The 23743-nt window shown below is 60.9% G+C and carries 21 protein-coding genes and 2 pseudogenes; 12 read left to right on the top strand and 11 right to left on the bottom strand.

Annotated features, from left to right (window positions below):
- Positions 1 to 201: 201 nt before the first annotated feature.
- From P3T22_RS29865 to P3T22_RS29895, 7 genes and pseudogenes are all read right to left on the bottom strand, one after another.
- A pseudogene (locus P3T22_RS29865) lies at positions 202 to 444 on the bottom strand (transposase domain-containing protein); the annotation flags it as partial.
- A gap of 88 nt (positions 445 to 532) precedes the next feature.
- A complete protein-coding gene (locus P3T22_RS29870; RefSeq protein WP_063495242.1) occupies positions 533 to 1528 on the bottom strand; it encodes a tyrosine-type recombinase/integrase in 996 nt (331 codons plus the stop codon).
- Positions 1525 to 2472, bottom strand: a complete 948-nt coding sequence (locus P3T22_RS29875; RefSeq protein ID WP_429326923.1) for a tyrosine-type recombinase/integrase — start codon at positions 2470 to 2472, stop codon at positions 1525 to 1527. The genes P3T22_RS29870 and P3T22_RS29875 overlap by 4 nt, the downstream gene beginning before the upstream one ends.
- Positions 2469 to 3701, bottom strand: a complete 1233-nt coding sequence (locus P3T22_RS29880; RefSeq protein ID WP_429326924.1) for a site-specific integrase — start codon at positions 3699 to 3701, stop codon at positions 2469 to 2471. The genes P3T22_RS29875 and P3T22_RS29880 overlap by 4 nt, the downstream gene beginning before the upstream one ends.
- A 161-nt stretch (positions 3702 to 3862) precedes the next feature.
- Positions 3863 to 5161: pseudogene (gene tnpC, locus P3T22_RS29885) on the bottom strand (IS66 family transposase); the annotation flags it as partial.
- Between the two features lie 62 nt (positions 5162 to 5223).
- The gene (gene tnpB, locus P3T22_RS29890; protein WP_148662106.1) at positions 5224 to 5580 is read right to left on the bottom strand and encodes an IS66 family insertion sequence element accessory protein TnpB; all 357 of its coding nucleotides are present in this window, start codon (positions 5578 to 5580) and stop codon (positions 5224 to 5226) included.
- Positions 5556 to 5903 (bottom strand): transposase, encoded by a 348-nt coding sequence (locus P3T22_RS29895; RefSeq protein WP_148662105.1) that lies wholly within the window; start codon positions 5901 to 5903, stop codon positions 5556 to 5558. Before P3T22_RS29895 ends, tnpB (P3T22_RS29890) begins: the two co-directional genes overlap by 25 nt.
- A gap of 321 nt (positions 5904 to 6224) precedes the next feature.
- On the opposite strand from P3T22_RS29895, the gene tnpA reads away from it, so the two are divergent.
- The 6 genes from tnpA to P3T22_RS29925 all read left to right on the top strand — a co-directional run bounded on the left by tnpA (position 6225) and on the right by P3T22_RS29925 (position 15032).
- Positions 6225 to 6632, top strand: a complete 408-nt coding sequence (tnpA, locus tag P3T22_RS29900) for an IS66-like element accessory protein TnpA (RefSeq protein ID WP_429326925.1) — start codon at positions 6225 to 6227, stop codon at positions 6630 to 6632.
- Complete coding sequence (gene tnpB, locus P3T22_RS29905) at positions 6629 to 6976, top strand: IS66 family insertion sequence element accessory protein TnpB (protein WP_429326926.1); 348 nt, start codon at positions 6629 to 6631, stop codon at positions 6974 to 6976. The genes tnpA and tnpB (P3T22_RS29905) overlap by 4 nt, the downstream gene beginning before the upstream one ends.
- Before the next feature lie 51 nt (positions 6977 to 7027).
- Positions 7028 to 8617 carry an IS66 family transposase gene (gene tnpC / locus P3T22_RS29910; RefSeq protein WP_429326927.1) on the top strand — a complete coding sequence of 530 codons (1590 nt, stop codon included), beginning with the start codon at positions 7028 to 7030 and terminating at the stop codon, positions 8615 to 8617.
- Positions 8618 to 8861: 244 nt separating this feature from the next.
- Positions 8862 to 9701 (top strand): translesion DNA synthesis-associated protein ImuA, encoded by an 840-nt coding sequence (imuA, locus tag P3T22_RS29915; protein WP_063497850.1) that lies wholly within the window; start codon positions 8862 to 8864, stop codon positions 9699 to 9701.
- Entirely contained in the window at positions 9601 to 11412 is a 1812-nt protein-coding gene (locus tag P3T22_RS29920; RefSeq protein WP_429326928.1) for a Y-family DNA polymerase, read from the top strand. The genes imuA and P3T22_RS29920 overlap by 101 nt, the downstream gene beginning before the upstream one ends.
- Positions 11413 to 11417: 5 nt before the next feature.
- The gene (locus P3T22_RS29925; RefSeq protein WP_429326929.1) at positions 11418 to 15032 is read left to right on the top strand and encodes an error-prone DNA polymerase; all 3615 of its coding nucleotides are present in this window, start codon (positions 11418 to 11420) and stop codon (positions 15030 to 15032) included.
- A 106-nt stretch (positions 15033 to 15138) separates the two neighbouring features.
- Here P3T22_RS29925 and P3T22_RS29930 read toward each other — a convergent pair whose 3' ends face one another.
- Positions 15139 to 16059: a dTDP-4-dehydrorhamnose reductase family protein gene (locus tag P3T22_RS29930; protein WP_429326930.1), complete on the bottom strand. Its 921-nt coding sequence runs from the start codon at positions 16057 to 16059 to the stop codon at positions 15139 to 15141.
- A gap of 17 nt (positions 16060 to 16076) precedes the next feature.
- Positions 16077 to 16295, bottom strand: coding sequence for a heavy-metal-associated domain-containing protein (locus P3T22_RS29935; protein ID WP_063495328.1), 219 nt, complete (start codon positions 16293 to 16295; stop codon positions 16077 to 16079).
- Positions 16296 to 16418: 123 nt separating this feature from the next.
- On the opposite strand from P3T22_RS29935, the gene cueR reads away from it, so the two are divergent.
- The 4 genes from cueR (at position 16419) to P3T22_RS29955 (ending at position 19184) form a co-directional block, all read left to right on the top strand.
- Positions 16419 to 16841, top strand: coding sequence for a Cu(I)-responsive transcriptional regulator (gene cueR, locus P3T22_RS29940; RefSeq protein ID WP_063497851.1), 423 nt, complete (start codon positions 16419 to 16421; stop codon positions 16839 to 16841).
- 294 nt (positions 16842 to 17135) lie between these two features.
- Positions 17136 to 17282, top strand: coding sequence for a DUF3563 family protein (locus tag P3T22_RS29945; protein ID WP_074284875.1), 147 nt, complete (start codon positions 17136 to 17138; stop codon positions 17280 to 17282).
- A 229-nt stretch (positions 17283 to 17511) separates the two neighbouring features.
- Positions 17512 to 17865: a hypothetical protein gene (locus P3T22_RS29950; protein WP_063495329.1), complete on the top strand. Its 354-nt coding sequence runs from the start codon at positions 17512 to 17514 to the stop codon at positions 17863 to 17865.
- A 269-nt stretch (positions 17866 to 18134) separates the two neighbouring features.
- Positions 18135 to 19184 (top strand): ABC transporter substrate-binding protein, encoded by a 1050-nt coding sequence (locus P3T22_RS29955; protein ID WP_063495330.1) that lies wholly within the window; start codon positions 18135 to 18137, stop codon positions 19182 to 19184.
- Positions 19185 to 19284: 100 nt separating this feature from the next.
- Here the strand turns inward: P3T22_RS29955 and P3T22_RS29960 are convergent, their stop codons facing one another.
- Entirely contained in the window at positions 19285 to 20130 is an 846-nt protein-coding gene (locus P3T22_RS29960) for a 23S rRNA (adenine(2030)-N(6))-methyltransferase RlmJ (RefSeq protein WP_063495331.1), read from the bottom strand.
- A gap of 209 nt (positions 20131 to 20339) precedes the next feature.
- Complete coding sequence (locus P3T22_RS29965) at positions 20340 to 21311, bottom strand: potassium channel beta subunit family protein (protein ID WP_063495332.1); 972 nt, start codon at positions 21309 to 21311, stop codon at positions 20340 to 20342.
- A gap of 222 nt (positions 21312 to 21533) precedes the next feature.
- Between P3T22_RS29965 and P3T22_RS29970 the strand changes: the two genes are divergently transcribed.
- On the top strand, positions 21534 to 22331 hold the full coding sequence (locus tag P3T22_RS29970; RefSeq protein ID WP_063495333.1) for a 3-hydroxybutyrate dehydrogenase: 798 nt from the start codon (positions 21534 to 21536) through the stop codon (positions 22329 to 22331).
- Between the two features lie 10 nt (positions 22332 to 22341).
- A complete protein-coding gene (locus P3T22_RS29975; protein ID WP_063495334.1) occupies positions 22342 to 23595 on the top strand; it encodes a DUF3734 domain-containing protein in 1254 nt (417 codons plus the stop codon).
- The last annotated feature ends 148 nt before the right edge of the window (positions 23596 to 23743 follow it).

A 23743-nucleotide genomic window follows, 5' to 3' on the forward strand; every position in this document is an offset into this window, starting at 1 on the left:
GATTCCCGTGTGAAAGTAGGTAATCGTCAGGCTCCCCAGCATGTCCAGAAACCCCACCCCACAAAGGTGGGGTTTTTGCGTTTACGGCCGTAAAAGCGGCGGTAAATAACGGGCGTAAAAAAGGGTGCAAATCGCCATGGCCGTAGTGGGCTCCCCGATTCGTAAGCGGCCGGTCATCCCATCTTGACGGCAGCGTTCGGTTCAGGCCTGCAGAGACGGCTGCCAGCGATGTGGCAGGAGTTCTTCGAGGCGGCTTGCGGGCTGCGTCGGCAGTCGCGTAAGCACGTCCTTGAGATACGCGTACGGATCATGGCCGTTGAGTTTCGCCGACTGGATCAAACTCATGGCCGCAGCTGCGCGTCGGCCAGCACGCAGAGAACCCGCGAACAACCAGTTGTTGCGACCGATGGCGATTGGACGTATCTGATTCTCACACCAGTTATGCCGATTCCCGGATTATGCCGCGTCCCGAAGCCACGGGCGCATCAGTTGGGCGGATCCCTGTTCCGGGTCGCTCGGATTGTCGGCATTATCAAAGGCCCTCCAGGAAGGCAAGCAAGGGGTCGGGAGGTTTGTAACGCGTCGGCGCAATGCCGCTCGCATTGGCGTGCGCAAGCGCGCGTTCCTTGAGCCGCATGTCGGCGTGCAGGTAGATCTGGGTCGTCTCAGATGATTCATGTCCGAGCCAGAGCGCGATCACGGTCAGGTCTACGCCGTGATGCAACAGGCTCATCGCGGCCGCGTGCCGAAGCGTGTGGGGCGTTACTGATTTTTTCTTCAGCGAGGGGCACGAGAGACGCGCGATTTCGACGTTGCGTGACACGAGTCGCTGAAGAGCATCGGCACTGAGATGACCGCCGCGCGAACTGGGGAAGACAGGATCATCTGGTTCGCCTGGTTGATACCGTAGCCATTCTTTCAGGACGGCAACGACATCCGGTCGCAGCGGAGTGCATCGCATCTTTCTGCCTTTGCCGAGGCAACGGACGTGGGCGCCTGTGCCGAGCACCACATCCTGACGCCTGAGAGAGGTCAGTTCGCTGTTGCGCAGACCCGTTTGAACCGCTACAAGAAGCAGCGTTCGGTCGCGGTTGCCGATCCATGTTCGTACATCGGGTGCAGCTACCAGGGATGCGGCCTCGCTCTCGGTGAGAAACTCGACGGGGCCGTGTTCACAGCGTTTGGATGGAATCGCAAGGATGCGCTGACATTGCAGGAACAGCGCGGGCTCGCTGACCGCGACGAACCGGAAGAAGGCATGCACAGCGGCGAGGCGCGTATTACGTGTCCGCACTGAATTTCCCCTGTCCTGTTCAAGGTGCTGAAGGAATTTCTCGATCAACGACGCGTCGAAGTCTTCGATCCGCAGTTTTGACGGCACGCGCCCGATATGCTTCATGGCGAACGCCAGCAGCAACCGGAACGTGTCGCGGTAACTCGCCACCGTGTGCGAACTCAGACCTTGCTGCTCGAGCAAGCGCTGGGTAAAGAAACGCTGGACGAGGGATGGAAGGCCGGCGGCGTTCATGGCCACTCTCCCGGACAGTTCCTGCTGAGATAGCCTGCCGCAAGTTCAAGCAACTCCGGAACCGCTTCGATGTACCAGTACGTAAGACCAACGTTGACATGTCCAAGGTAGGCGGCAAGTTTCGGCAATTCCCGGCTCACGTCCAGTCCGGCGCGATACCATGCAACCAGCCTTCCAGTCGCGAAACTGTGTCGAAAGTCCTGGAGCCGTGGGCCGTAACCTGCCCGGCCATCCTTTGTCGCTGGCCGTAGACCGACCGCACGCGACATTCTGACGAACATGTTGCGCACAGCGCTGGCGTTCAGTCTAATACCACGCTCACCCACCAGGAACGCTTCACTCACCCGTAGAGGGCAGAGTTGGTCGCGACTCTGCGCGTAGCGTTCGAGTGCCTCGCGGGTCGACTCTTCGACAGGAACAAAGCGCGATTTGCCGAACTTCGATTCCCGAACGGAGAGTATTCCGTTCACGAGATCAACGTCGCACCGGTCGAGCGAAAGGGCTTCGCCTGGTCTGAGGCCGGTCGCTGCGAGAAGCCCGATGAGCGTCGTATAGGCCAGTGCTCGCAAGCCTGTGCGCGAGCGTAGCCGCGCAGCATGAGTCATGAGCAGGGTAATTTCCTGTTCCGTGTAAATATGCGGAGGATTGCGCCGTCGGCGGGCACTCAGGAGTCCTGCTGGAGGAATCTCATTCCGACTGTCGATGGCGTTCATCCACTTGGCGAATCCTCTCACCTGGGAGAGACGCCGCCCCCAGGTAGCGCGTTCGACGCGTACGGGCGTCGTCGCCCAGCGAAGAGCCAGATCGGTGGTGATGAACTCGGCACCTTCGTGTTCCAGAAGATCAACGAAATGACCGAGTGCCAATGCAGGTTCATAGAATTTCGCCCCGAGCGCCCGGCGCACTGCGACGTACCGAGCGAGGGAGTCACGGATCGCAGTCATATTGCACCTCCCGTCGTGGGCCACGGGCGTGCTACCCTGCGCAGATCCTCAAACGCAACCTTTGCATAGATCGCGGTACTGTCCTGTGAGCGGTGCCGTAAGACCTCAGCGATTTCCGCGATCGACGCACCATGGCGAATCATCGTCGTCGCCAGACCGTGGCGGAATAGATGCGCGGCGCCACGGCACGCGGGACGGAATCCGGCACGAGCGAAAGCCAGACGAACAATGTGGCCAATCGCCGCCGGTCCCGCCAGACCGACGCGCGGTGCCCACATGCGAAGGAAGACCCGTCGCGATGCGCTCGCACCTCGATCGTCGCGAAGGTACATGGCAATCGCCTCTCCAACCTCGGATGGCAGCGGGAGATGCTCGACCATTTGCCCCTTACCATGAACGACGAGTTCTCCGGAACGCCAGTGGATGTCGCCTAGTTCAAGCGCGACGATCTCTCCGGCACGCAAACTGAGCCGCGCCAGCAACAGCAGGACGGCATAATCACGGCTCCCGCGTGGAGTCGACCGATCAGCAGTTGCAATCAGGACCTCTTCCTGCTCAGGCGTGAGGAACGTTGGCACAGTTGACTGCCGCCACTTGCGAACCGAAGGCACCGACTCATACAGGTCTCGTGCCGTCTCGCCATGCAGAAAGAGGAAATGGCAAAACGAGCGAAGGGCCACCGTCATCAGCCGCGTGTACTCCGCCGACCGGCCTTTGCTGCGGGTAAGGATGTGATTCCGGATCGTCATGGCGTCGAATGCATCGGGCAATATGTCGCCGTCGCCGACATCCTGGCTGTTGAGGAAGTCGCGAATGAAGGGCCCGTAGACGAGCACCGAGTTCTTCGCAAGTCCACGATCCTGCCGCAGGTAGTCCAGGTACCGCTCGTAGATATGGGTGATCGCAGATTGGTCGCCCAATGTCGACGAGAGCACGATGGCTTCGTCACGCAGATAGGCAAGAAACGACCGTAACACGGCAAGCTCGAACTGAACACGCGCTTCAGGAGCGTCGGTCAGGCGCTCCGTGAAACAAGCCGTAGCGGACTCATCAAGGTCAACCAGTCCGACGTTCGTGCTCTTCATCCACCGAGAGAAGGCAGACAAAACCCTTCGTTTCTTGAGAAGCGTTACTTCGGAATAACGTGCCGTCCGTAGACGATCAAGGAATGTATCAATGTGACGGGCGGGCAGCCCGCCCGATGCGCTGACTGTGTGTATCGCCTTCATTTGATTTCTCCTGGCCAGCGTAACAGCCAGCCTGAGAAATCATACGGATTATGCCGGCTCGACAATCACACAGGGGCGTGTTCGATGCTCTTTGGGACCTTGACGCGGCATAATCCGGGAATCGGCATAACTGGTGTCATGCCGCTAGCGGCATGACACCAGTTGTTGTCAATCGGCACCTGCGGATCGTCGAGGTAACGCGTCAACGCCACCCATCGGCGCAAACTGTAGTCCAGAGCTTTGGCGATGGCTGAGCCTTCACTCACCCGCACGCGTTGCTGTGTCATCCACGCATGGAGTGCCTCAGCAATGGGACGCGCTCGCTGTTGCCGGATATCCAGGCGTTCGTTCGGAGCGAGCTGCTGTACCTCCCGTTCGATCTCGTAGAGCTGACCGATGTACTGAAGCGCATCCCGTGCAATCTCGCTCTTGCTGGCCGTATGCAGATCGTAGAACTTGCGCCGCGCGTGCGCCATGCAACCGAGCTCGGTCACGCCCTGTGCAAACAGTGCTTTATAGCCGGTGAAGTCATCGCAGACGAGTTGCCCTCGCCAGTCTCCCAGGAAGTCCCTCGCGTGTTCACCCGCCCGACTGTCAGCGAAGTCGTAGACGACCGCCTTCAGATCCTCGAAGGCCCCGGGGCAATAGGTCCATAGATAAGCTCTTTGTGTCTTGCCCTTACCGGGACTGAGCATCGCGACAGGCGTCTCATCGGCGTGCATCACCCGATGCCGCAGCATCTGTTCCTTGAGTGCGTCGACCAGCGGCTGCAATTGCACTCCGCACATGCCGACCCACTGCGCCAGTGTCGAGCGCGGGATGGCGAGACCGGCGCGCCCGAAGATCCCTTCCTGCCGATACAACGGCAGATGGTCGCCGTATTTGGCGACCAGCACCTGTGCCAGCAACCCGGCAGTGGGGATGCCCTTGTCGATCACCTGAGCCGGAACCGGTGCCTGAATCAGGGTCTCGCACCTGGCGCACACCCACTTGCCGCGCACATGACGCTCGACGGTAAACACGCCCGGTGTGTAGTCCAGTTTCTCGCTGACGTCCTCGCCGATGCGCCTGAGCTGGCAGCCGCAACCGCAGGTTGTCGACTCCGGTTCGTGACGAACTTCGATACGCGGCAGGTTTGCCGGCAGCGGCATACGGCGGGGTTTGTTCGGGATCGCGTCGGCCTTCGACTGGGCGGCCAGTTGTTCGATCTCTTGCTCAATGGCGACCAGATCGGCATCGATGGCTTCGTCCAGCAGGCTCTGCTGCTCTGCGCCAAGCTTCTCGCTGCGTGCGGCGAATTTCCACCGCTTGAGCACCGCCATCTCATGGGTGAGTTGAGCGATGCGGGCATCCTTGAAGCGCAGTTCGCTGTCCCGGGCACGCACTTCCGACATCAACTCCATAGCCAGGGCCCGCAGTTGCGCGGCGTCCATGTCCTGGAGTTGGGTCGTATCGATCATGTCCGTTATTGTGCCAGCGGGCCGCCAGCGCCTGAATTGGCACGAGCACCGATTGTCCGTCGCTAGATCACACGGATCACGCCGTCCTCGCCGATACGTTGCCAGGGCAACCCCAGCACGAGGGCGGCGAGTTGTTCCTGCGTCATTGACTGTTGGGTGCCCAGTCCGGGCTGCGGCCACACGAAGCGGCCCCTGTTCAGGCGCCTCGCCGCGAGCCAGATACCGACGCCGTCATGGACCAGCACCTTCATGCGGGTGGCGCGGCGATTGGCGAACAGGTAGGCGTGATGAGGGCGCGCGGCACCAAACACCTGCACGACCCGGGCGAGTGCAGTGTCGGTGCCTGCACGCATGTCTAGCGGATCGATCGCCAGCCACACCGCATCGATACGGATCACTTGAGCCAGGTGCGCAACCACGTCGCGCACTCGCTGGCCGCCTGCACCGGCCAGCTCACCGTGATGACACTGCCGCCACGCCGTACTTCAACGCGGATATCGCCCGGCGTCGACTGGGGCAACGACAGCGGCATGAAGCCGCCGGCAAGTTCTATACGTGCGGGAACGACCTCTGCCTCGTTCGCAGCGCACTCGGCCTGGCGCAGCCAGCGGTGAACGAGGTTTGCGTTGATGCCGTGTTCCAATGCCACGGCCGCGATTGATGCACCGGGTTGGCGGCAGGCGTCGACTACCGCCGCCTTCAGTTCTGCCCCATGTGTACGACGAATTCTCTTTACTTCCATAGTGTCCACCTGGCTATCCTGGTGGACACTATCCTCACGTGCTATACCGCTTCGTTCAAGATGGGTTCGCCGTGCGCTTACCCCGATTCGAGCAAAAAAGCGGGTACGTTACTCCTTCCCGATCCGGATCGCGTTCGCGTAACCCGTCAGTTCTTGCCCCCATTCGCAGCATGCATGCGTGGGCTCTCCGTTCTCATCTCTCTCAGGGCACGCTAACTCTGGGTAAGCGTCTAAGTTGTACCGTTCCCCGCTTCGCGTAGAAGATGCAATCATCGGCTGCGACGGACTGGAGTGACCGACTCTGTCCACAAACAAGCGAGAATGGACACAGTGACTCAGACAGTCGAGTTACCCGCGAAGCGCCAGAACCGACGGCATCCATTGGAATGGAAACGATCGGTCGTCGAGCAAACATTTGAACCCGGCGCCTCGGTCGCCCGGGTCGCCCGCGACAACAGCATCAACGCCAATCAGGTGTGGGCCTGGCGCAAACTGTACGCTCAGGGTCTGTTGGTCGAAGATGCGCAGACGCAGACCATGTTGCCTGTCGTTGTCGATGTACAGTCCGATCGACCCGCGGCCCATGCGCCGGAGGCGACGGACGCGCCGGCACCTCCGGTGGCTACAAACGGCAGCATTCAGCTTCAGCATGGCAATACTTCGGTCCGGATAGAAGGCGTGCCCGATGCGACGATATTGCGCCTGGTCCTCGAGCGGATTCTCCGATGATCGGGCCGCCTGCAAACACACGGATCTGGATCGCTGCAGGCGTCACTGACATGCGCTCCGGCTTCAATTCGCTTGCGGCGAAGGTACAGACGGTGCTTGAGAAGGATCCTTATGGCGGCCATGTTTTTATCTTCAGGGGTTGGCGCGGTGATCTTCTAAAGGCGTTGTACTGGAGCGATGGTGGCCTATGTTTATTTGCGAAGCGTCTTGAGAAAGGGCGTTTTGCATGGCTCCGCGCCGACGCCGGCGTCGTGGCGTTGACCACCGCTCAACTCTCACTCCTGCTCGAAGGGTTTGACTGGCGACAACCAGTCGAAGCGGCACGCCCGCGCAGTGCTTTGTAAACGTCTGTTACCCGATGATCCGTGTGCGGCAGATGGTCGTAAACTGTCGCAATGGATCTGACCGATACCGACCTGCCCGACGACATTGATGCGCTGAAGGCGCTGGTTCGCGCGCATGCGGCGTCGGCTCACGCAAACGCGCAGCGGGTCGTCGAATTGCAGGACCAGCTCAGTTCCCGCGTAATCGAGATCGAACATCTGAAGCTGACGATTGCGAAGCTGCGCCGCATGCAGTTCGGTCGCAAGTCTGAGAAGGTGGAGCGTCAGATAGAGCAGCTTGAACTGCGGCTTGAGGACCTGCAGGCCGACGAAGGTGCGGCCGTCCAGGCTGACTCAAAGAAGGCGCAGCAACGCCGCGAGAGTGCTTGTCGCAAACCACTGCCCGATCATCTCGAACGCGAAGAGCGTGTGCATCGGCCCCTCGAGGAACACTGCCCGGGATGCGGTGGCGCGCTCAAACCGTTGGGCGAAGACGTTTCCGAACAGCTTGAATACGTGCGCGCGCACTTCCGCGTCATCCGTCACCGCCGTCCCAAATTCGCCTGTTCGTGCTGCGACTGTATCGTGCAGGCCGCAGCGCCCAGCCGGCCGATCGACCGTGGCCTGCCGGGTCCGGCTTTGCTCGCCCACATCACGACATCGAAGTTCGCGTACCACATCCCGTTCTATCGCCAGTCCGTCATGTACGCGCGCGACGGCGTCGAGATCGAACCGGGTACCATGGGCCACTGGCTGGGCAGTCTGACCTGGCTACTCAACCCGCTGGTCGACGCGGTGCGCTGCCACGCGCTTGGCGGCAGCAAGGTTCACGCCGACGACACACCGCTGCCGGTGCTTGCGCCGGGTAATGGCAGGACGAAGACTGGCCGGCTCTGGGTGTATGTGCGCGATGACCGGCCCAGCGGTTCGGACGAAGCGCCGGCGGTCTGGTTTGCCTATACACCGGATCGTCGCGGCGAACACCCACAGCGTCACCTTGCCAACTTCACGGGCGTACTGCAGGCAGACGCGTTCGCCGGTTATGCGGATCTGTATCTGGGCGGTCAGATTCACGAAGCCGCGTGCATGGCGCATGCGCGTCGAAAGCTACACGATCTGCACGCTCTTCGGGCATCGCCGATCACCAGCGAGGCACTCGAGCGCATCGGCGCCCTCTATCGCATCGAAGAGCACATTCGTGGCAAGCCGCCTGAAGAACGACGGCGCGTTCGCCAGGAGAAGGCTGTGCCGCTGCTTGAAGACATGAAGCGGTGGTTCGAGACGACGCTTCTCACACTCTCCGCGAAATCGGACACCACCAAAGCGATCCAGTATTCGTTGAATCGCTGGCCTGCGCTGGTCTATTACTGCAGTGATGGTCAGGCCGAGATTGACAATCTGATTGCCGAGCGCGCATTGCGCGGGGTGGCTATCGGAAGACGGAATTTTTTATTTGCCGGTGCGGACTCAGGCGGAGAACGTGCAGCCGCGATGTACAGCCTGATCGGATCTGCCCGCATGAACGGCGTTGATCCCGAAGCCTACCTGCATTACGTCATCGAGCGCATCGCCGATCACCCAGCGAACCGCATCGACGAACTGTTACCCTGGAACGTCGCTCCTTTGCTGCCCGCCGCCTCACACATCGATCCCGTTCGATAGCAGCAGATCCTCTCGCGCGTCAACAAAATCCGCGACGGTGCAGGTCGAATGCTTACGGCGGAAAGAACTGCAGCCGAACAGCTTCACAACTCCTCTTCATTTCCTTCCTGCGCGCGCTTACGTCGCTCCGCCTTGTCTTAACATCCGTCGCGGAATACTGTATAAATATACAGTGAAAACTCGTCGCCCCATGCTTGCTCGATGCCGGGCAGGGCGGAGCATTCCCTATTAAACGAGCGTGTCTATGGCAGCAGCGATTCATCTGACGACGACAGCGCTGTCGTCGCGATTGCGGCGTCAAGTGTGGCAAGGCAATGAGCTTGCCGAGGCGGACTCGCGGGTGATTTCCAGCGGCTATGCCGCGCTGGATCAACTGCTGCCCGGACAGGGCTGGTCGGCCGGCAGCCTGACGGAGTTATTGATTGAACACGGAGGAGTCGGCGAACTGCGTCTGCTGGCCCGCGCGCTTCGGCAGCTTACGGCACAAGCCGAACGGCACGTCATGCTCGTGGCGCCTCCTTACCAGCCCTGTGCTTCGGCACTGAGGGCTTGGGGTATCGATGTCGAGCGCGTCTTATGGGTGCGTTCGAGTGAAGACCAGGCCCTATGGGCCGCTGCTCAGGCATTGAAGCAGAATGGTATGGGTGCCGTACTGGTATGGCTGCCGAATGCGCGCGCCGATAAGGTTCGGCGTCTGCAGGTGGCGGCTCAGGAGTCGGCCTCGCTGGCATTTTTGATCCGGCCTGTCGAGGCAGCCACGCAATCTTCGCCGGCACCGTTGCGAATGATCTGCGAGCCGCTCTTGCCGGCTAATGCGCAGACGATCAACCGTCGTCAATGGTTACAGGAGATTGGTATCTCGATCGACATCTTCAAGCGCCGCGGTCCGCCACTAGCGGAGCCTCTACGTCTCATTTTGCCGTTACAAAGCGTCGTGTTGCCGGAAAGCGGAGTCGGCAGCAATCAAGGACGAGAGATCAAACATGTTGTGGATCGCAGTCACATTGCCACTCTTGTCGCTGGAAGCGGTGAAGCCTCTCGAGCCGCTCCTGGATGGTTCGCTCGCGAAGCCGAATCGGTGTGAGCCCGGCGACGAGGCAAGTCAACCTTCAGGCACCGAAGATGTCGGCGAGGTGCGTTGCTATGCGCTGGCTGATCACGCGCACATCCTGATGCCGGATTTCGACGCATTGCGTGCTGGGGTGCATGCGGGTCATTCGCGCTCGTACGCATTGGCTTTGGCTCCTGGTCTAAAGATGCTTGCTGCAGACACAGCTCGAGAAACCCAGGCTTTCGAAGCGATGGCGCTTGCTTTGCTGACGTACACACCGAAGGTGTCGCTCGCGCACGCGTATACCTTGTTGCTGGAAGTCGGCTCCGGTTTGCGGTTGTTTGGCGGCTTGCGCGCGTTGTTATCACGGGTATCCGCGACTGTGGCCGAATTCGGCTATACGGCGCGCATCGCGTGCGCACCGACAGCATGGGGCGCGTGGCTGTTGGCGCGGGCACGCGCCGATCGTCAGGGGCATCGTTGGCATGTGATGAAGGAAACGTCGCTTGCGCGGGTCCTCGATCGCGTATCTGTATCGTTGTTGCCGGTTGCGCAGGTGCATCGCGATGCGCTTACGCATCTCGGTTGCACGACGCTGGCCGATTTGCGTCAGTTGCCAAGGTCGGGTGTCGTGCGGCGTTTCGGCAGTGGCATTCTGGATCTGCTGGCACAAGCATATGGCACGCGCCCGGATCCGCGGGAATCGTTTCGTGCGCCGGCATCGTTTCATGCGCAGTTGGAGTTGCCGTCGCGGGTCGATAGCGCAGATGCACTACTGTTCGCCGCGCGCCGGCTGATTGTGCAACTGGCCGGATGGTTGAGCGCGCATCATGCAGCGCTCAGTGGTTATACGTTGTTGCTCGAACATGAATTGGCATCCCGTCATGCGCCGAAGACGTCGAGTCTGAAGGTCGCGTGGGCGATACCGTCGCGCGATGCTGAGCATCTGATCTGGCTGTTGCGTGAGAAGCTGAATCAGACGGTTCTAGTGGCGCCCGTGATCGAGTTGAAACTGGTCGCGGATCAGATCGGCGAGTATGCAGGGCGGTCGGACACCTTGTTTCCAATGCCCGAATCAGACGGCGATTCGATTGCACGTCTGCTCGAACGCCTGAGCGCGCGATTGGGGCCGGAGAACGTGCTGAAGATGTCGGTGCAGAACGATCATCGGCCTGAGCGGGCAATGCGCGTCGAGGCCTACCAGGCGCAAGCGTTTTCGCGCAAGAAGCGTTCGTCTGCGAAAGCCACGACAAAAATCAAAGCGGATAAAACCTGGCTGACCGATGAGTTGCAGCACGCTGCATTGGAGATTGCGCGCGCAGACGGAGATGCAGCGACACAGGCGACACAGGCAGAACAGGCAGAACAGGCAGAACAGGCAGAACGCACCGCACCCCCAGTGCACCTATCCCGACAGTCTGGCTCTACAAGCCGGCGCCTATTCGTCACACAACCGGTCAATGCCCAAGCCTCGCTCGATTTGCCCGACAGTGCATTGCCATCGCAGCCTCGCCCCGTCTGGATGCTCGACAAGCCGCTGCGCCTGATGGTGCGCGACCAGCGGCCGATCTATCGTCGGCCGCTGAAAATGCTCACGCGTACCGAACGGATTGAAGCAGGGTGGTGGGACGGTAATTGCGTCGAGCGGGATTACTACGTTGCGGCAGACGATCGTGGCCATATGTTCTGGGTGTATCGAGAGCGTCTTGGCGGCGAGTGGTATTTGCAGGGTTTGTTCGGCTGAGCATCATGGCAAATCCCCGGTCCTCATTCTTGTTCGAGCAGGCGCTTGTGGCGCAACTGCCGCCGTATGCAGAACTGCATTGCCTGACTAATTTCTCGTTTCTGCGTGGCGCGTCGCATCCGCATGAACTGGTCGAGCAGGCGATGTCGCGCGGCTATAGCGCGCTCGCGATCACCGATGAATGCTCGCTGGCAGGCGTCGTGCGCGCACACACGGCGGTAAGAGAAATCAAGCAGGAGCGGGACCGGCAACAGAAGGAGCGCGAAGACAAAGCGAAAGCCGCGCAAGTAGGAACCTTTCTGGAAGAAGCAGCAAAGCCGACGCCCACAAATCCAGGGGGCTCGCAACAGGAAGCCCCACAACACGAAGCCCCACAACACGGACCCACTGAGCAAGAGCCGCTAAAACCCATCCCTCACCTCATCATCGGCAGCGAACTGAATCTGACGGACGATGCAGGCGAACCGTTCTGCACACTGGTTGCGCTCGCAACCAACCGCAATGGCTACGGCAATCTTTCCGAACTGATCACGCTCGCCCGCTCGCGTGCCGACAAGGGCAGCTATCGCCTCAGTCCGTCCGATTTCACCGATGCATTGCCGCATCTCGAACATCTCAAGACCTTGCCCGATTGCGTCCTGATCCTCGTGCCGCAACGCACGGCGACGCTCTCACATACATTGCGTTGTGCACATTGGCTGGCATCGGTCGCTCCGCAACGCTCATGGATCGCACTCGAACTCTGGCAAACCGGCAGCGACGATCTTCAGATTGACGCGTTGCGGATGATTTCAAAAGCGAGCGGTTTGCCTCTGGTGGCGGCAGGGGGCGTCCTGATGCATGCGCGATCGCGCAAGCCATTGCAGGACACCCTGACCGCGATCGGTCTCGTCACCCCGCTATCGGCATGCGGCCACGCGCTGGAGGCGAATGCCGAGCGGCATATGCGCACGCGTGTGCGGCTCGGCAAACTATATCCGCGCGACACGCTTGAAGAAACGCTGCGCATCGCCGCCCTATGCCGCTTCTCGCTCGACGAACTGAAGTACGAGTATCCGGAAGAACTGGTGCCCGCCGGCGAATCGCCGTCGAGCTATCTGCGCAAGCTGGTCATGGCCGGCGCAGTCGAACGCTGGCCGAATGGCATGGATCTGAAGCGAATCGGTCAGATCGAGAAAGAGCTGCTGCTGATCGCCGAGCTGAAATACGAAAAGTACTTCTTGACGGTGCACGATATCGTGAGCTTCGCGCGTTCCAGAAACATCCTGTGCCAAGGCCGCGGCTCGGCGGCGAACTCGATCGTGTGCTACTGCCTGCATGTGACGGAGATCGATCCGGTACACATGAACATGCTGATCGAACGGTTCATCTCGCGCGCGCGTAACGAACCGCCTGATATTGATGTCGATTTCGAGCATCAGCGTCGGGAAGAGGTGATTCAATATATCTATGGGAAGTACGGCCGTCATCGCGCTGCGCTCACTGCATCGCTGATCACCTATCACGCACGCAGTGCGCTGAAGGACGTCGGCAAGGCGTTGGGACTCGAAGCATCATTGATTGAGCGGATCAGTAAATCGCAGCAGTGGTGGGACGGCACGGATGCGGTCGCCAAATATCTGGCCGAAGCGGGCTTCGATGCCACATCGCACATCACGCAGAATCTGATTCGCCTCACCAAAGAGTTGCGCAACTTTCCGCGTCATCTGTCGCAGCACGTCGGTGGCTTTGTGATCGCGAAAGACAAGCTGTCACGGCTCGTGCCGATCGAGAATGCGACGATGCAAGACCGTAGCGTGATCGAATGGGACAAGGACGATATCGATGCGCTCAAGCTATTGAAAGTCGACGTGCTGGCGCTCGGCATGTTGTCGGCTATCAGGCGTGCGCTGGAGTTCGTTGCATTGCGGCGCGGCTTTCCGAAATTCAGGGTGCAGGATATTCCGCGCGAGGATCGAGCCGTCTACGAAATGTGCGGCCATGCCGATACGATCGGCGTATTCCAGATTGAATCGCGTGCGCAGCAAAGCATGTTGCCGCGGCTGAAGCCGAACAAATACTACGATCTCGTGATCGAAGTCGCGATCGTGCGGCCCGGGCCGATTCAGGGCGGCATGGTGCATCCGTATCTGCGTCGCAAGCAAGGTCTGGAGGCGGTGGACTACGCGAAGGATGAGTTGCGGCCCGTGCTGGAGCGCACGCTTGGCGTGCCGATTTTCCAGGAGCAGGTGATGCACCTCGCGATGGTTGCGGCGCACTACACTGGCGAGCAAGCGGATCAATTGCGACGAGCGATGGCCGCATGGCGGCGCACCGGCAATCTGGCGAAGTATCAGAAAGATCTAACCGAACGCATGCTCAAGCGAGGCTATGAACCCGAGTTTATCGCGCGCATCTGCAAACAGATCGAAGGCTTCGGCGAATATGGCTTTCCTGAAAGCCATGCGGCAAGCTTCGCATTGCTCGTCTATCTCAGCGCGTGGCTGAAACGTTATGAGCCGGCCGCTTTTCTGGCGGGATTGCTGAACAGTCAACCATTGGGTTTTTATTCGCCGTCGCAACTCGTGCAGGATGCCAGGCGGCACGGCGTCCAGGTATTGCCGCCCGACGTGACCTTGAGCGATTGGGAATCGACCTTCGAAAGACGCGGTCACGAAGGGCAGCGGATTTCATCGAGCGAGACCTGTTTGCATCGTCAGCAGGGCGTACTATCCGCGCAGCAATTACGCGATCTGTCGTTACGGCGCTTCACGGTGGCCCGGACGATCCGGCGCGCGGCAAAACAGCTGACCGCACGCGTATTCCAATCGTCGAAAACCTATGGTGTGCGCGGTCCGGCAGTACGCATTGGCATGCATCTGATCAAAGGCCTTTCGCAGGTGGCTGCCGAACGCATCATGGCGGCTCGTAGCGACGCGCAGTTTGCCGACGTCGACGATCTGACGCGCCGCGCGGCATTGACGCGGCGCGATCTCGAAGCGCTCGCCGCGGCGAACGCGCTGGTCAGCATCGCGGGCCATCGGCGCGAAGCGTGGTGGGCGGTAACCGCGCAGCAGGCGGTGCCCAAACTGCTGCGCGATGCGCCGATCGCCGAAGCGCCGTTGGTATTGCCGCAGGCCGCCGAAAGTCGCGAGATCGTCGACGATTACGCGAGCATCGGCCTCACGCTCAATCGTCATCCGCTCGCGCTATTGCGCGAACGTCTTGCCAGGCAGCGTTTTCGCACGGCGGCAGAACTTGCCGCGTGTCAGCACGGCACGCTGGCGCGCGCCTGCGGCATCGTCACCGTGCGGCAGCGGCCGGGCACGGCAAACGGCACCGTGTTCGTTTCCATCGAAGACGAAACCGGTTCGATCAACGTGATCGTCTGGCCATCGCTGGTGGAAAAGCAGCGCAAGGTGCTGCTGGGTTCATCGTTGCTGGCGGTGTATGGCGTCTTGCAGCGCGATGACGGCGTTTCTGCCGGCGGTGACAGCGCTGGCAACGTGGTGAACGCAAATGAAGCGGGCAAGGCGAAACGGAAACAGAAGGGCGAGGTGATCCATCTCGTCGCGCATCGACTCGAGGATCACAGCGAGTGGCTCGGCGAACTGGCCACGGCGAGCCGCGATTTTCATTGATGCCGACCTGCCGTGGTTTAGCTTGCAGGTCCAACGCCAGGCTGGCGTGCCGCCGGGCCGTGGAAACGCGGATAGTACCTGCCGTGGTTAAGCGCGCGGCCGGGCGCTACGCCGCTGCCTCGCCCCGCCATGGAAATGCGGCCAGCACTTGCCGGATCGCAACGTCGAATGGCGTGCGGCGGCCAATGCCGAGCGCCGCGAGCCGGTCCGACGCCAGGTGGCAGTTATGCGGACGCGGCGTCGCGTCGGTGGGTGTATGTTGTGGCGTCAGTTGCGCATCAAGTTGCAGCGCTTCTGCCAGCCGCACGGCGATTTCATACTTGTTCATCGGCTCGTCGCCCGACCATTGCACGATGCCGCGGATCGCATCGCCACGCGCATGCCGTTCGAGCATCTGCCGGATCGCGAACGCAACGTCCGGCGTAAAGGTCGGGTAGCGAATCGCCCATGCATCCATGGCGGCGGCGTTGCCCTCGCGTGAAGCCGACGCGGCAATCGCCGGCACGAGACTCGTCACCGCCGATTCTGCCCAAGCGACGATCGGCCCATATAGCAGCGGCAAACGCAGCACGCAGCCGAGATCGGTGGATTCCGCCAGTGCGCGCTCGCCTTCGAGTTTGCTGTGCCCATAGGCATTGAGCGGTGCGGGCGCGGAATCGTGCCGATAGGGTGGGTGGGCGCCGTCGAACACGTAGTCGGTTGAGATCGAGAGCGTCCATGCGCCGCGCCGCTTTGCCGCCGCGGCCAGGGTGCGCACCGCATCGACGTTCAAGGCCCGGGCGAGCGCCGGATTGTGCTCGCACACATCCGGCCGGCGTTCCGCAGCGGCAATCACGAGCGCGTCCGGCACTTCGCGCTCGACAAATTGCTCGACCGCCCGCGCATCGCGAATATCCAGCGCAACAGTGTTCGGCCCCGGCCGGCTGAACGCCGTGGCGACAACTCGCCAACCGGCCTGCTGTGCCAGTTCGTCGACGAGGGCCCGGCCAAGCAGCCCGGAAGCACCAATGACGGCAACCTTGAACATAACGGTCGCTCGCTCGCTCAGCGGGCCGGGCCGCTGGTCACGCTGATAACCGTGTAACCGGCCTCGTCGATTGCGGCCTTTAGCGTGTCAGCCGGCTGCGCCGATTCGACCGCCACGCGGCCCGATGCCAGATCGACCTGGACCTGGGCGGCTTCATCGTGTTCACGGATCGCATTCGTGACCGCCGCCACGCAATGCTGGCAGCTCATGCCTTCTACCTGGAATTCGATCGTCATTGGGATTGCCTCGAAAAAATGAATGTTGCGATGATTGAATTATGCCTGCCGACGCGTAGTTGAGTGGCTGACCTTCCCACTATGGGAAGGTGTACGATCGGCGCATACACTGGGGAAACAGTCATGAATATCGGTGAAGCGGCCCGCGCGTCGGGCGTCACGGCGAAGATGATTCGCTATTACGAAAGCGTGGGCTTGCTGGCGGCAAAGTCGCGCACGAGCGCCGGCTACCGCGTATACGGGCCGCAAGAGGTTCATTCGCTGCGTTTCATCCGGCAGGCGCGCCGTCTTGGTTTTCTGGTCGAAGATATCCGCCGGTTGCTGGCGCTGTGGCACGACCGGTCGCGCGCCAGCGCCGAAGTGAAGGCGATTGCGCTGGAGCACGTCGCGGAACTCGATCGCCGCATTGCCGAGCTGACCGACATGCGCGACACATTGGCGCATCTGGCGGACCATTGCCACGGCGACGAGCGCCCGGATTGCCCGATTATCGAGCGGCTAGCCGACACCGATCTGGTGTCGGGGAAGGGTTGCTATCCGATTTGAAAGCGCTGGGTGCAACCTGACGCAGGATTTGTCTTAGCCGAACGCCAAAACGCACCGTAATGGTGCCAAATAATTGGGGGGAATATCGATTGACTCATGGAAGTCAGTTTGAATTTATATAAATCAATAACTTAGATGCACCACGGGCGTGCGCCATTCCAAAACGGAATGCACATCATGCGGGCATTTCACTAGCAAGGTTGCACCATAAGGCTATAATGCGGGTTAACCCTTTTACGGGAAATCCCTGATGCAAAACTCACCGGGGATTCAATCTGATCCTTGGAGAACATCATGTTTGCATACGTACTTGAAAAGTTGAGCACCTGGTTTGAAACCGCAGAACGCAGCCGTCGTGAAGCCTACCTGGCATCGTCGTCGGATATCGTTCAGCTCGAACAGCGCATCCGCTCGCTCGAAACCAACGGCTACTCGCTGTAAGTTTCAACTGCATCACGTTTGACCCGGCAGCGCTCATGCGCAGCCATCGCAGTAAAGTGTTGAGCCCCGTATAGACGGGGCTTTGTCACATCTGGACCGCGAAAATTTCATGGCAAGTGGCGCTTCAAAGCGACTCACGGCGAATAACGACTAGCCTGACGGTTGCCGCCGCGGTAAGGTGAAGCGTTTTCTGCGTTATCCGGCATTCTCAAACTCAACCGGTCCGCCCATGCTTCCTGTCCGCTTGCTCAAATCCGCCCTGGCCATGGCCGTCGCAGCCTCGCTGGCAACAGTGGTTGCAGTACCGGCGGCTTTCGCTGCGTCGAGCGACAACGCCCGCCAACCCGTGATACTCGACTCGCAAAGCGGCATTAGCGACGGCCAAAGCGGCACCGTGTTGCAGACCGCGCCGCTCTCGCGGCAGCCGATCGTCGGGGCGCAGCCCATCGCAACGCCCACGGAGTTGGCGCCGAATTCGTCGATGCCGATCGTGGTCGCGCCCTACATCCCGTTGCCTGTCGGCGGCGGCACGCCGTCTCCACAACCGCAGCCACAACCTCGTCCCGTGCCGCGTGCGCAATAAGCGTCTCCGGCGCGATATCTTCCAGTCGTTTCTTTTCCTTTTTTCCATCCGCTGATGCTTCGAGCGGCGGTGCCTCTGTCGTGCGGCCGCATGTGCACGCGCACCTTCGGCTAACGCGCGAGGCACTGCATACGCCATTCGGGTTTCGGCGCATGGCGTGTGCGAAACGGTCCGACGACAATCGTTGCGCGCTTTCTCGCCAGCGATGCGGGCCATGCGCAGTGCGCAGCGCCATTGCATCGAATGAAAACAGAACAAGGAGACATCAAATGCCTACTCACTGGATGCGGCGTATCGCCGGCACCTGCGCCACGTTGATCGCGCTGATCGTACCCGCGGCGCTGCCCGGTGTCGCGCTCGCCAAAGACACACCGGAAAAGCCCACGTTGACGATGGCCGTCGGCGGTTTGCCAGGCCTTTACTATTTGCCGGTACTCGCCGCACAGCAGTTGGGATACTTCAAGGACGAAGGGCTCGACGTCACGCTCGAAGATTTCGCGGGCGGGTCGAAGGCGTTGGAAGCGGTCGTGGGCGGCAGCGCCGACGTGGGCGCCGGCGCATTCGAGCACACGTTGTTCATGCAGGCAAAGGGGCAACACTACCGCGCGTTCGTGCTGATGGGCCGCGCGCCGCAGATCGTCGTCGCGGTGCTGAAATCGAAGGCGGACCAGATCAAGACATTGGCGGACTTCAAGGGGGCCAAAGTTGGCGTGAGCGCGCCGGGTTCGTCGACGGATCTGGTGCTTACCGTGGCTCTGCGCAAGGCGGGCGTACAGCGCAACGAGATTTCGGCGATCGGCGTGGGCAGCGGCGCCACGGTACTGGCCGCGGTGAGCGGCGGTCAGATCGACGCGTTGTCCAATGTCGATCCGATGATGACCAAGCTGACGCGTAGCGGCGCGATCAAAGTGCTGGTCGACACGCGGACCGTGAAGGGCACGCAGGAGGTATTCGGCGGGACGATGCCGGCGGCGACGCTCTATGCATCGGAGACTTTCATCCAGAAGTATCCGAAGACGACGCAGGCGCTCGCCAATGCGATCGTGCGCGCGGACCACTGGCTGCAGACCGCGAGCGATGCCGACTTGCTGAAGATGGTGCCGCCGGCCTATTTGCTCAACGACTCGGCACTCTATGTGGAGGCCTTCCACAACGTGCGTGACGCCTATTCGCCGGATGGTTTGATGCCTGCGGATGGTCCGGCGACCTCATTACGCGCCTTGTCGTCGTTCGATAATCGCCTCGATCCGAAAAAGATCGATCTGAACGCGACCTATACCAACGACTTCGCCCGCAAGGCAGCGGCGCAACTCAAGTAGGCGCTCTGGTGGCGGATGATTTACCCGGTCGCGCGCGTATGCGACCGGGGGCGCTGCTCGATCGCCAAGATACAAGTTTGCGCGGAGCCTGCAACGCGGCTCAATCGCCGCGATATTCGACCTTGAACTGCGCGGCCTTGTCCTCGCCGAGCGCCTGAACCAGCCAGGGCATCTGGTCTTTCAGTGTTTTTGCCAGCGTGTACGGCGGATTCAGGATGAACATGCCGCTGCCGAACAAGCCGAAGCCGTCGGTCGGCGGATTGCTGACGGTCAGGCTCACATGCAGCCAGTTGCGCTCCTGCAGCTTCTTCAACTGATCGGGGAAGCGCTGCGATTCCAGGCGTCTTACCTGCGGATACCAGACCGCGTAGGTGCCGGTCGGAAAGCGCTTCAGGCTTTCTTCGACGCAGCGCAGCGTACGCGTGTAATCGCGCTTGTCTTCGTACGACGGATCGAGGAGCACCAGCGCGCGGCGCGGCGCGGGCGGCAGCAACGCGAGGATGCCGTCGAAGCCGTCGCCCGCATAAAGCATTGCGCGGCGGCCTGCGTCGCGGAAGTTATGGCGCAGCACGTCGATTTCAGTGGTGTGCAGTTCGAACAGGCGCATGCGATCCTGCTCGCGCATCTGCCGCCACGCGATATACGGCGAGCCCGGGTAGAAGCGCAACTGGCCATCCGGATTCAGCGCGCTCACTTCGTCGACGTAATCCGCGAAGATCGACGGCAGGTCGTTACGCTCCCATAGTTTGGCGATGCCGGTCTGGAACTCGCCGGTTTTGGTCGCGTAGCCTTCCTTCAGCGAATAGACGCCGGCGCCTGCGTGCGTGTCGATATACCAGTAGGCTTTGTCCTTCTGGCCGAGGTAGCGCAGTAGCTGCAACACGACGGCGTGTTTCAGAACGTCGGCGTGATTGCCTGCATGAAAGGCGTGGCGGTAGCTGAGCATGATGAGGAGACGCTGAAAGAGGGCGGCCGGTCCAGGGCGGATTCGGCGATGCGAGTGCAATGCGGCAGCACAACTGAAGTGCGGCGCGGTCGCGTATTGTACGCGACGCCGCGTTGCGCGCCGTATTGCATTGCGCGGCATTGCGCGCGACACAGCCCCGATGGTACGCGAGCCATGTCCCGCAGTCCCCGGTTCTGGCGCGCGGCCGGTCAGTCGTAGGCGTCGCCAATGATCTCCTCGATCCGCTGCTTGAGCTCCAGCGTGATCCGCTCGGCTACATCGGCGGATTTCATGTTCTCACCGATCTGTTCGACGCGCGACGCGCCGGTGATGACCGTGCTTACATGGGGATTCTTCAGAATCCACCCAATCGCCAACTGGCCGACCGTGCAGCCCAGCTCGTCGGCCACGTCGCCCAGCTTGCCGACCACGTTGTTCTTGCCGGCATCGGTGAGCTGCTTGCGCAGCCAGTCGTAGCCTTGCAACTGTGCGCGGCTATCGGCAGGTACGCCGTCGCGGTACTTGCCGGTGAGCAGGCCGGACGCGAGCGGACTCCATGTGGTGAGCCCAAGGCCGATATCCTCGTAAAGCCGCTTGTATTCCTGCTCGACACGTTTGCGGTGGAACAGGTTGTACTGCGGCTGCTCCATGACCGGTTTGTGCAGATGATGCCGCTCAGCGATCTCGTAAGCCGCGCGGATTTCGTCGGCGCTCCATTCAGACGTGCCCCAGTACAGTGCCTTACCGCGCGTGATCATGTCGCTCATGGCCCACACGGTTTCTTCGACCGGCGTGTTCGGGTCAGGACGATGACAGAACACCAGATCGACATAATCGAGCTGCAGGCGTTTAAGCGATGAATCGATCGCGTTCAGCAAATATTTGCGGTTCAGCGTGTAGTACTGGTTTGGCGCTTCGTTGAGCCCCCAAAAGAATTTCGTCGATACCACATAGCTCACGCGCGGCCACGCCAGTTCCTTGAGTGCCTGGCCCATGATCTCTTCGGATTGGCCGCCGGCATACACCTCCGCGTTGTCGAAGAAGTTGACCCCCGCATCGCGTGCGGCTGCAAGCGACTCGCGCGCTGCGCCACGATCCACCTGATTGCCGTAAGTGACCCATGAGCCGATGGACAGTTCGCTGACTTGCAGGCCGGAGCGGCCCAGACGTCGATAATTCATGCATTCCTCCTTGGTAGTGATGCCGCCGGAATTCCACTGAAACGTCTAGTTTAAAGAGATAAGGCTCGATGTGCGTTTTACGGATGTAGTCCACACGGTTCATGCACAATAGCAGCGTCGGGCGCAGTGCAGCATTCAGCCAAACGGCCTATGCCGTTTGGCTGACTTCACGCCGCCTGCGGCCCGTGGTGTCATTGCTCATCAACTGCATGGAGGTTCTGGATGTCGTCACTGAACACGAATCTGAATGGCAAGGTCGCGGTGGTTACCGGTGCCGCGAGCGGTATCGGCAAGCAGATTGCGCTCACGCTTTCTGCGGCGGGCGCGGCGGTCGCGATCGCCGACCTGAATCAGGACGGCGCAAACGCTGTCGCTGAAGAAATCAAAAAGGGTGGCGGAAAGGCAATCGGCGTGGCGATGGACGTCACGAATGAAGACGCCGTCAACCAGGGCATCGACAAAGTCGCGGCCGAGTTCGGCTCGATCGACATTCTGATTTCCAACGCCGGCATCCAGATCGTCAATCCGATCGAAAACTACTCGTTTTCCGACTGGAAGAAGATGCAGGCCATCCACGTGGACGGCGCCTTCCTCACCACCAAGGCCGCGCTCAAGCACATGTACAAAGACGATCGCGGCGGCATCGTGATCTACATGGGCTCGGTCCATTCGCACGAAGCGTCGCCGCTGAAGTCCGCCTATGTGACGGCCAAGCATGCGCTGCTGGGGCTCGCGCGCGTCCTGGCCAAGGAAGGCGCGAAACACAATGTGCGCTCGCATGTGGTGTGTCCGGGTTTCGTGCGTACGCCGCTGGTCGACAAGCAGATTCCCGAGCAGGCCAAGGAGCTCGGCATCAGTGAAGAAGACGTGGTCAAGCACGTGATGCTGGGCGGCACGGTCGACGGCATCTTCACCACGGTGGAAGACGTCGCGCAGACGGTGCTGTTCCTGTCAACTTTCCCGACTGCGGCGCTGACCGGCCAGTCCTTTATTGTGAGCCACGGCTGGTACATGCAATAAGGAGGCGCCCATGGCGCAACGCAATCTCAAGCGGGCGCGCGTTGGCGCGCCCGGCGGCGGGGAAGGCGAGGGCGCTGGTCCGGCGCCCGCCGCGTATCCCGGCCAGCAGCTCCAGTTGCCGAACTACGAAACCGTTGCGCTGATGCTGCAAGGCGGCGGCGCGCTGGGCGCCTATCAGGCCGGCGTCTTTCAGGGGCTGTACGAAGCCGGCATCGAGCCGAACTGGCTCGCTGGCATTTCGATCGGCGCGCTGAATACGGCCATCATCGCCGGCAATCCACCGGAAAAACGCGTCGAGCGGCTGCTGCAATTCTGGGAGACGATCTGTCAGCCGGCGTTCGGGCCACCGTTGCCGGCCTTTGTCGAGCACGCGCTGTTCAATTCCAGTGAGGCCGTTCGCAAGGCCTTCACGGCGACCCAGGCGATGGGCGCGATCGTGGAAGGGCAAAAGGGCTTTTTCGTGCCGCGTTTCCCGCCGCCGCTGCCCGCCGTCTCCGGGCCGCCGCAACTGGCGAGCTACTACGACACCACGCCGCTCAAGGCTACGCTGGAGGCGCTTTGCGATTTCGACCGCATCAATTCCGGCGATATGCGTGTGTCGGTGGGTGCGGTCAATTGCGGTACAGGCAATTTCGCCTACTTCGATAACACGCATACGAAACTGAGGCCTGAGCATTTCATGGCCTCAGGGGCGTTGCCGCCGGGTTTCGCGGCGGTCGAAATCGACGGCCAGTATTACTGGGACGGCGGTTTGATGTCGAACACACCGCTCTATGAGGTGATTCAGACCACGCCTCGTCGCGATACGCTCGCGTTCCAGGTCGATCTATGGAGCGCGATCGGGCCGGTGCCGGACAACATCACCGATGTTCAAGGGCGCGTGAAAGACATCCAGTATTCGAGCCGCACACGTCTCGTGACCGATATGCTGCAACGTTCGCAGCGTTTCCGGCATGTGCTGCGCGAGGTGCTCGATCGCGTGCCGTCTGACCAGCGCGACGACCCGTGGTGCAAGCTGGCGGATGAACTGTCGTGTTCGAAGCGCTATAACGTGATCCACCTTATCTATCGGCAGAAGGAATACGAAGGGCACTTCAAAGACTTCCAGTTCGGCCTTTCTACAATGCGTGAACATTGGAAAAGCGGCCTGGAAGATATCCGCCAATCGCTTGCTCAACCCGATTGGCTCGACATGCCGGATAACGACGCAGGTTTTGTCACGCACGATATCCATCGGGATGCGCGCGGAAACGGTCGTGGGTGACAGAAGTAGGTCACGTCAGCAGTTGACGGCGGCGGGGCGTGTCGGCCGGTGACAATCACACGTCCAGCAACAGCCGGCCAATAAAAAACGGCGCCCGAAAGGGCGCCGTTTCTACAAGCAGTTCAAGCCGCAACAGCCAGGCAAAGCG

The sequence above is a fragment of the Paraburkholderia sp. GAS348 genome (genome assembly GCF_050434205.1).
GTDB lineage: Bacteria > Pseudomonadota > Gammaproteobacteria > Burkholderiales > Burkholderiaceae > Paraburkholderia.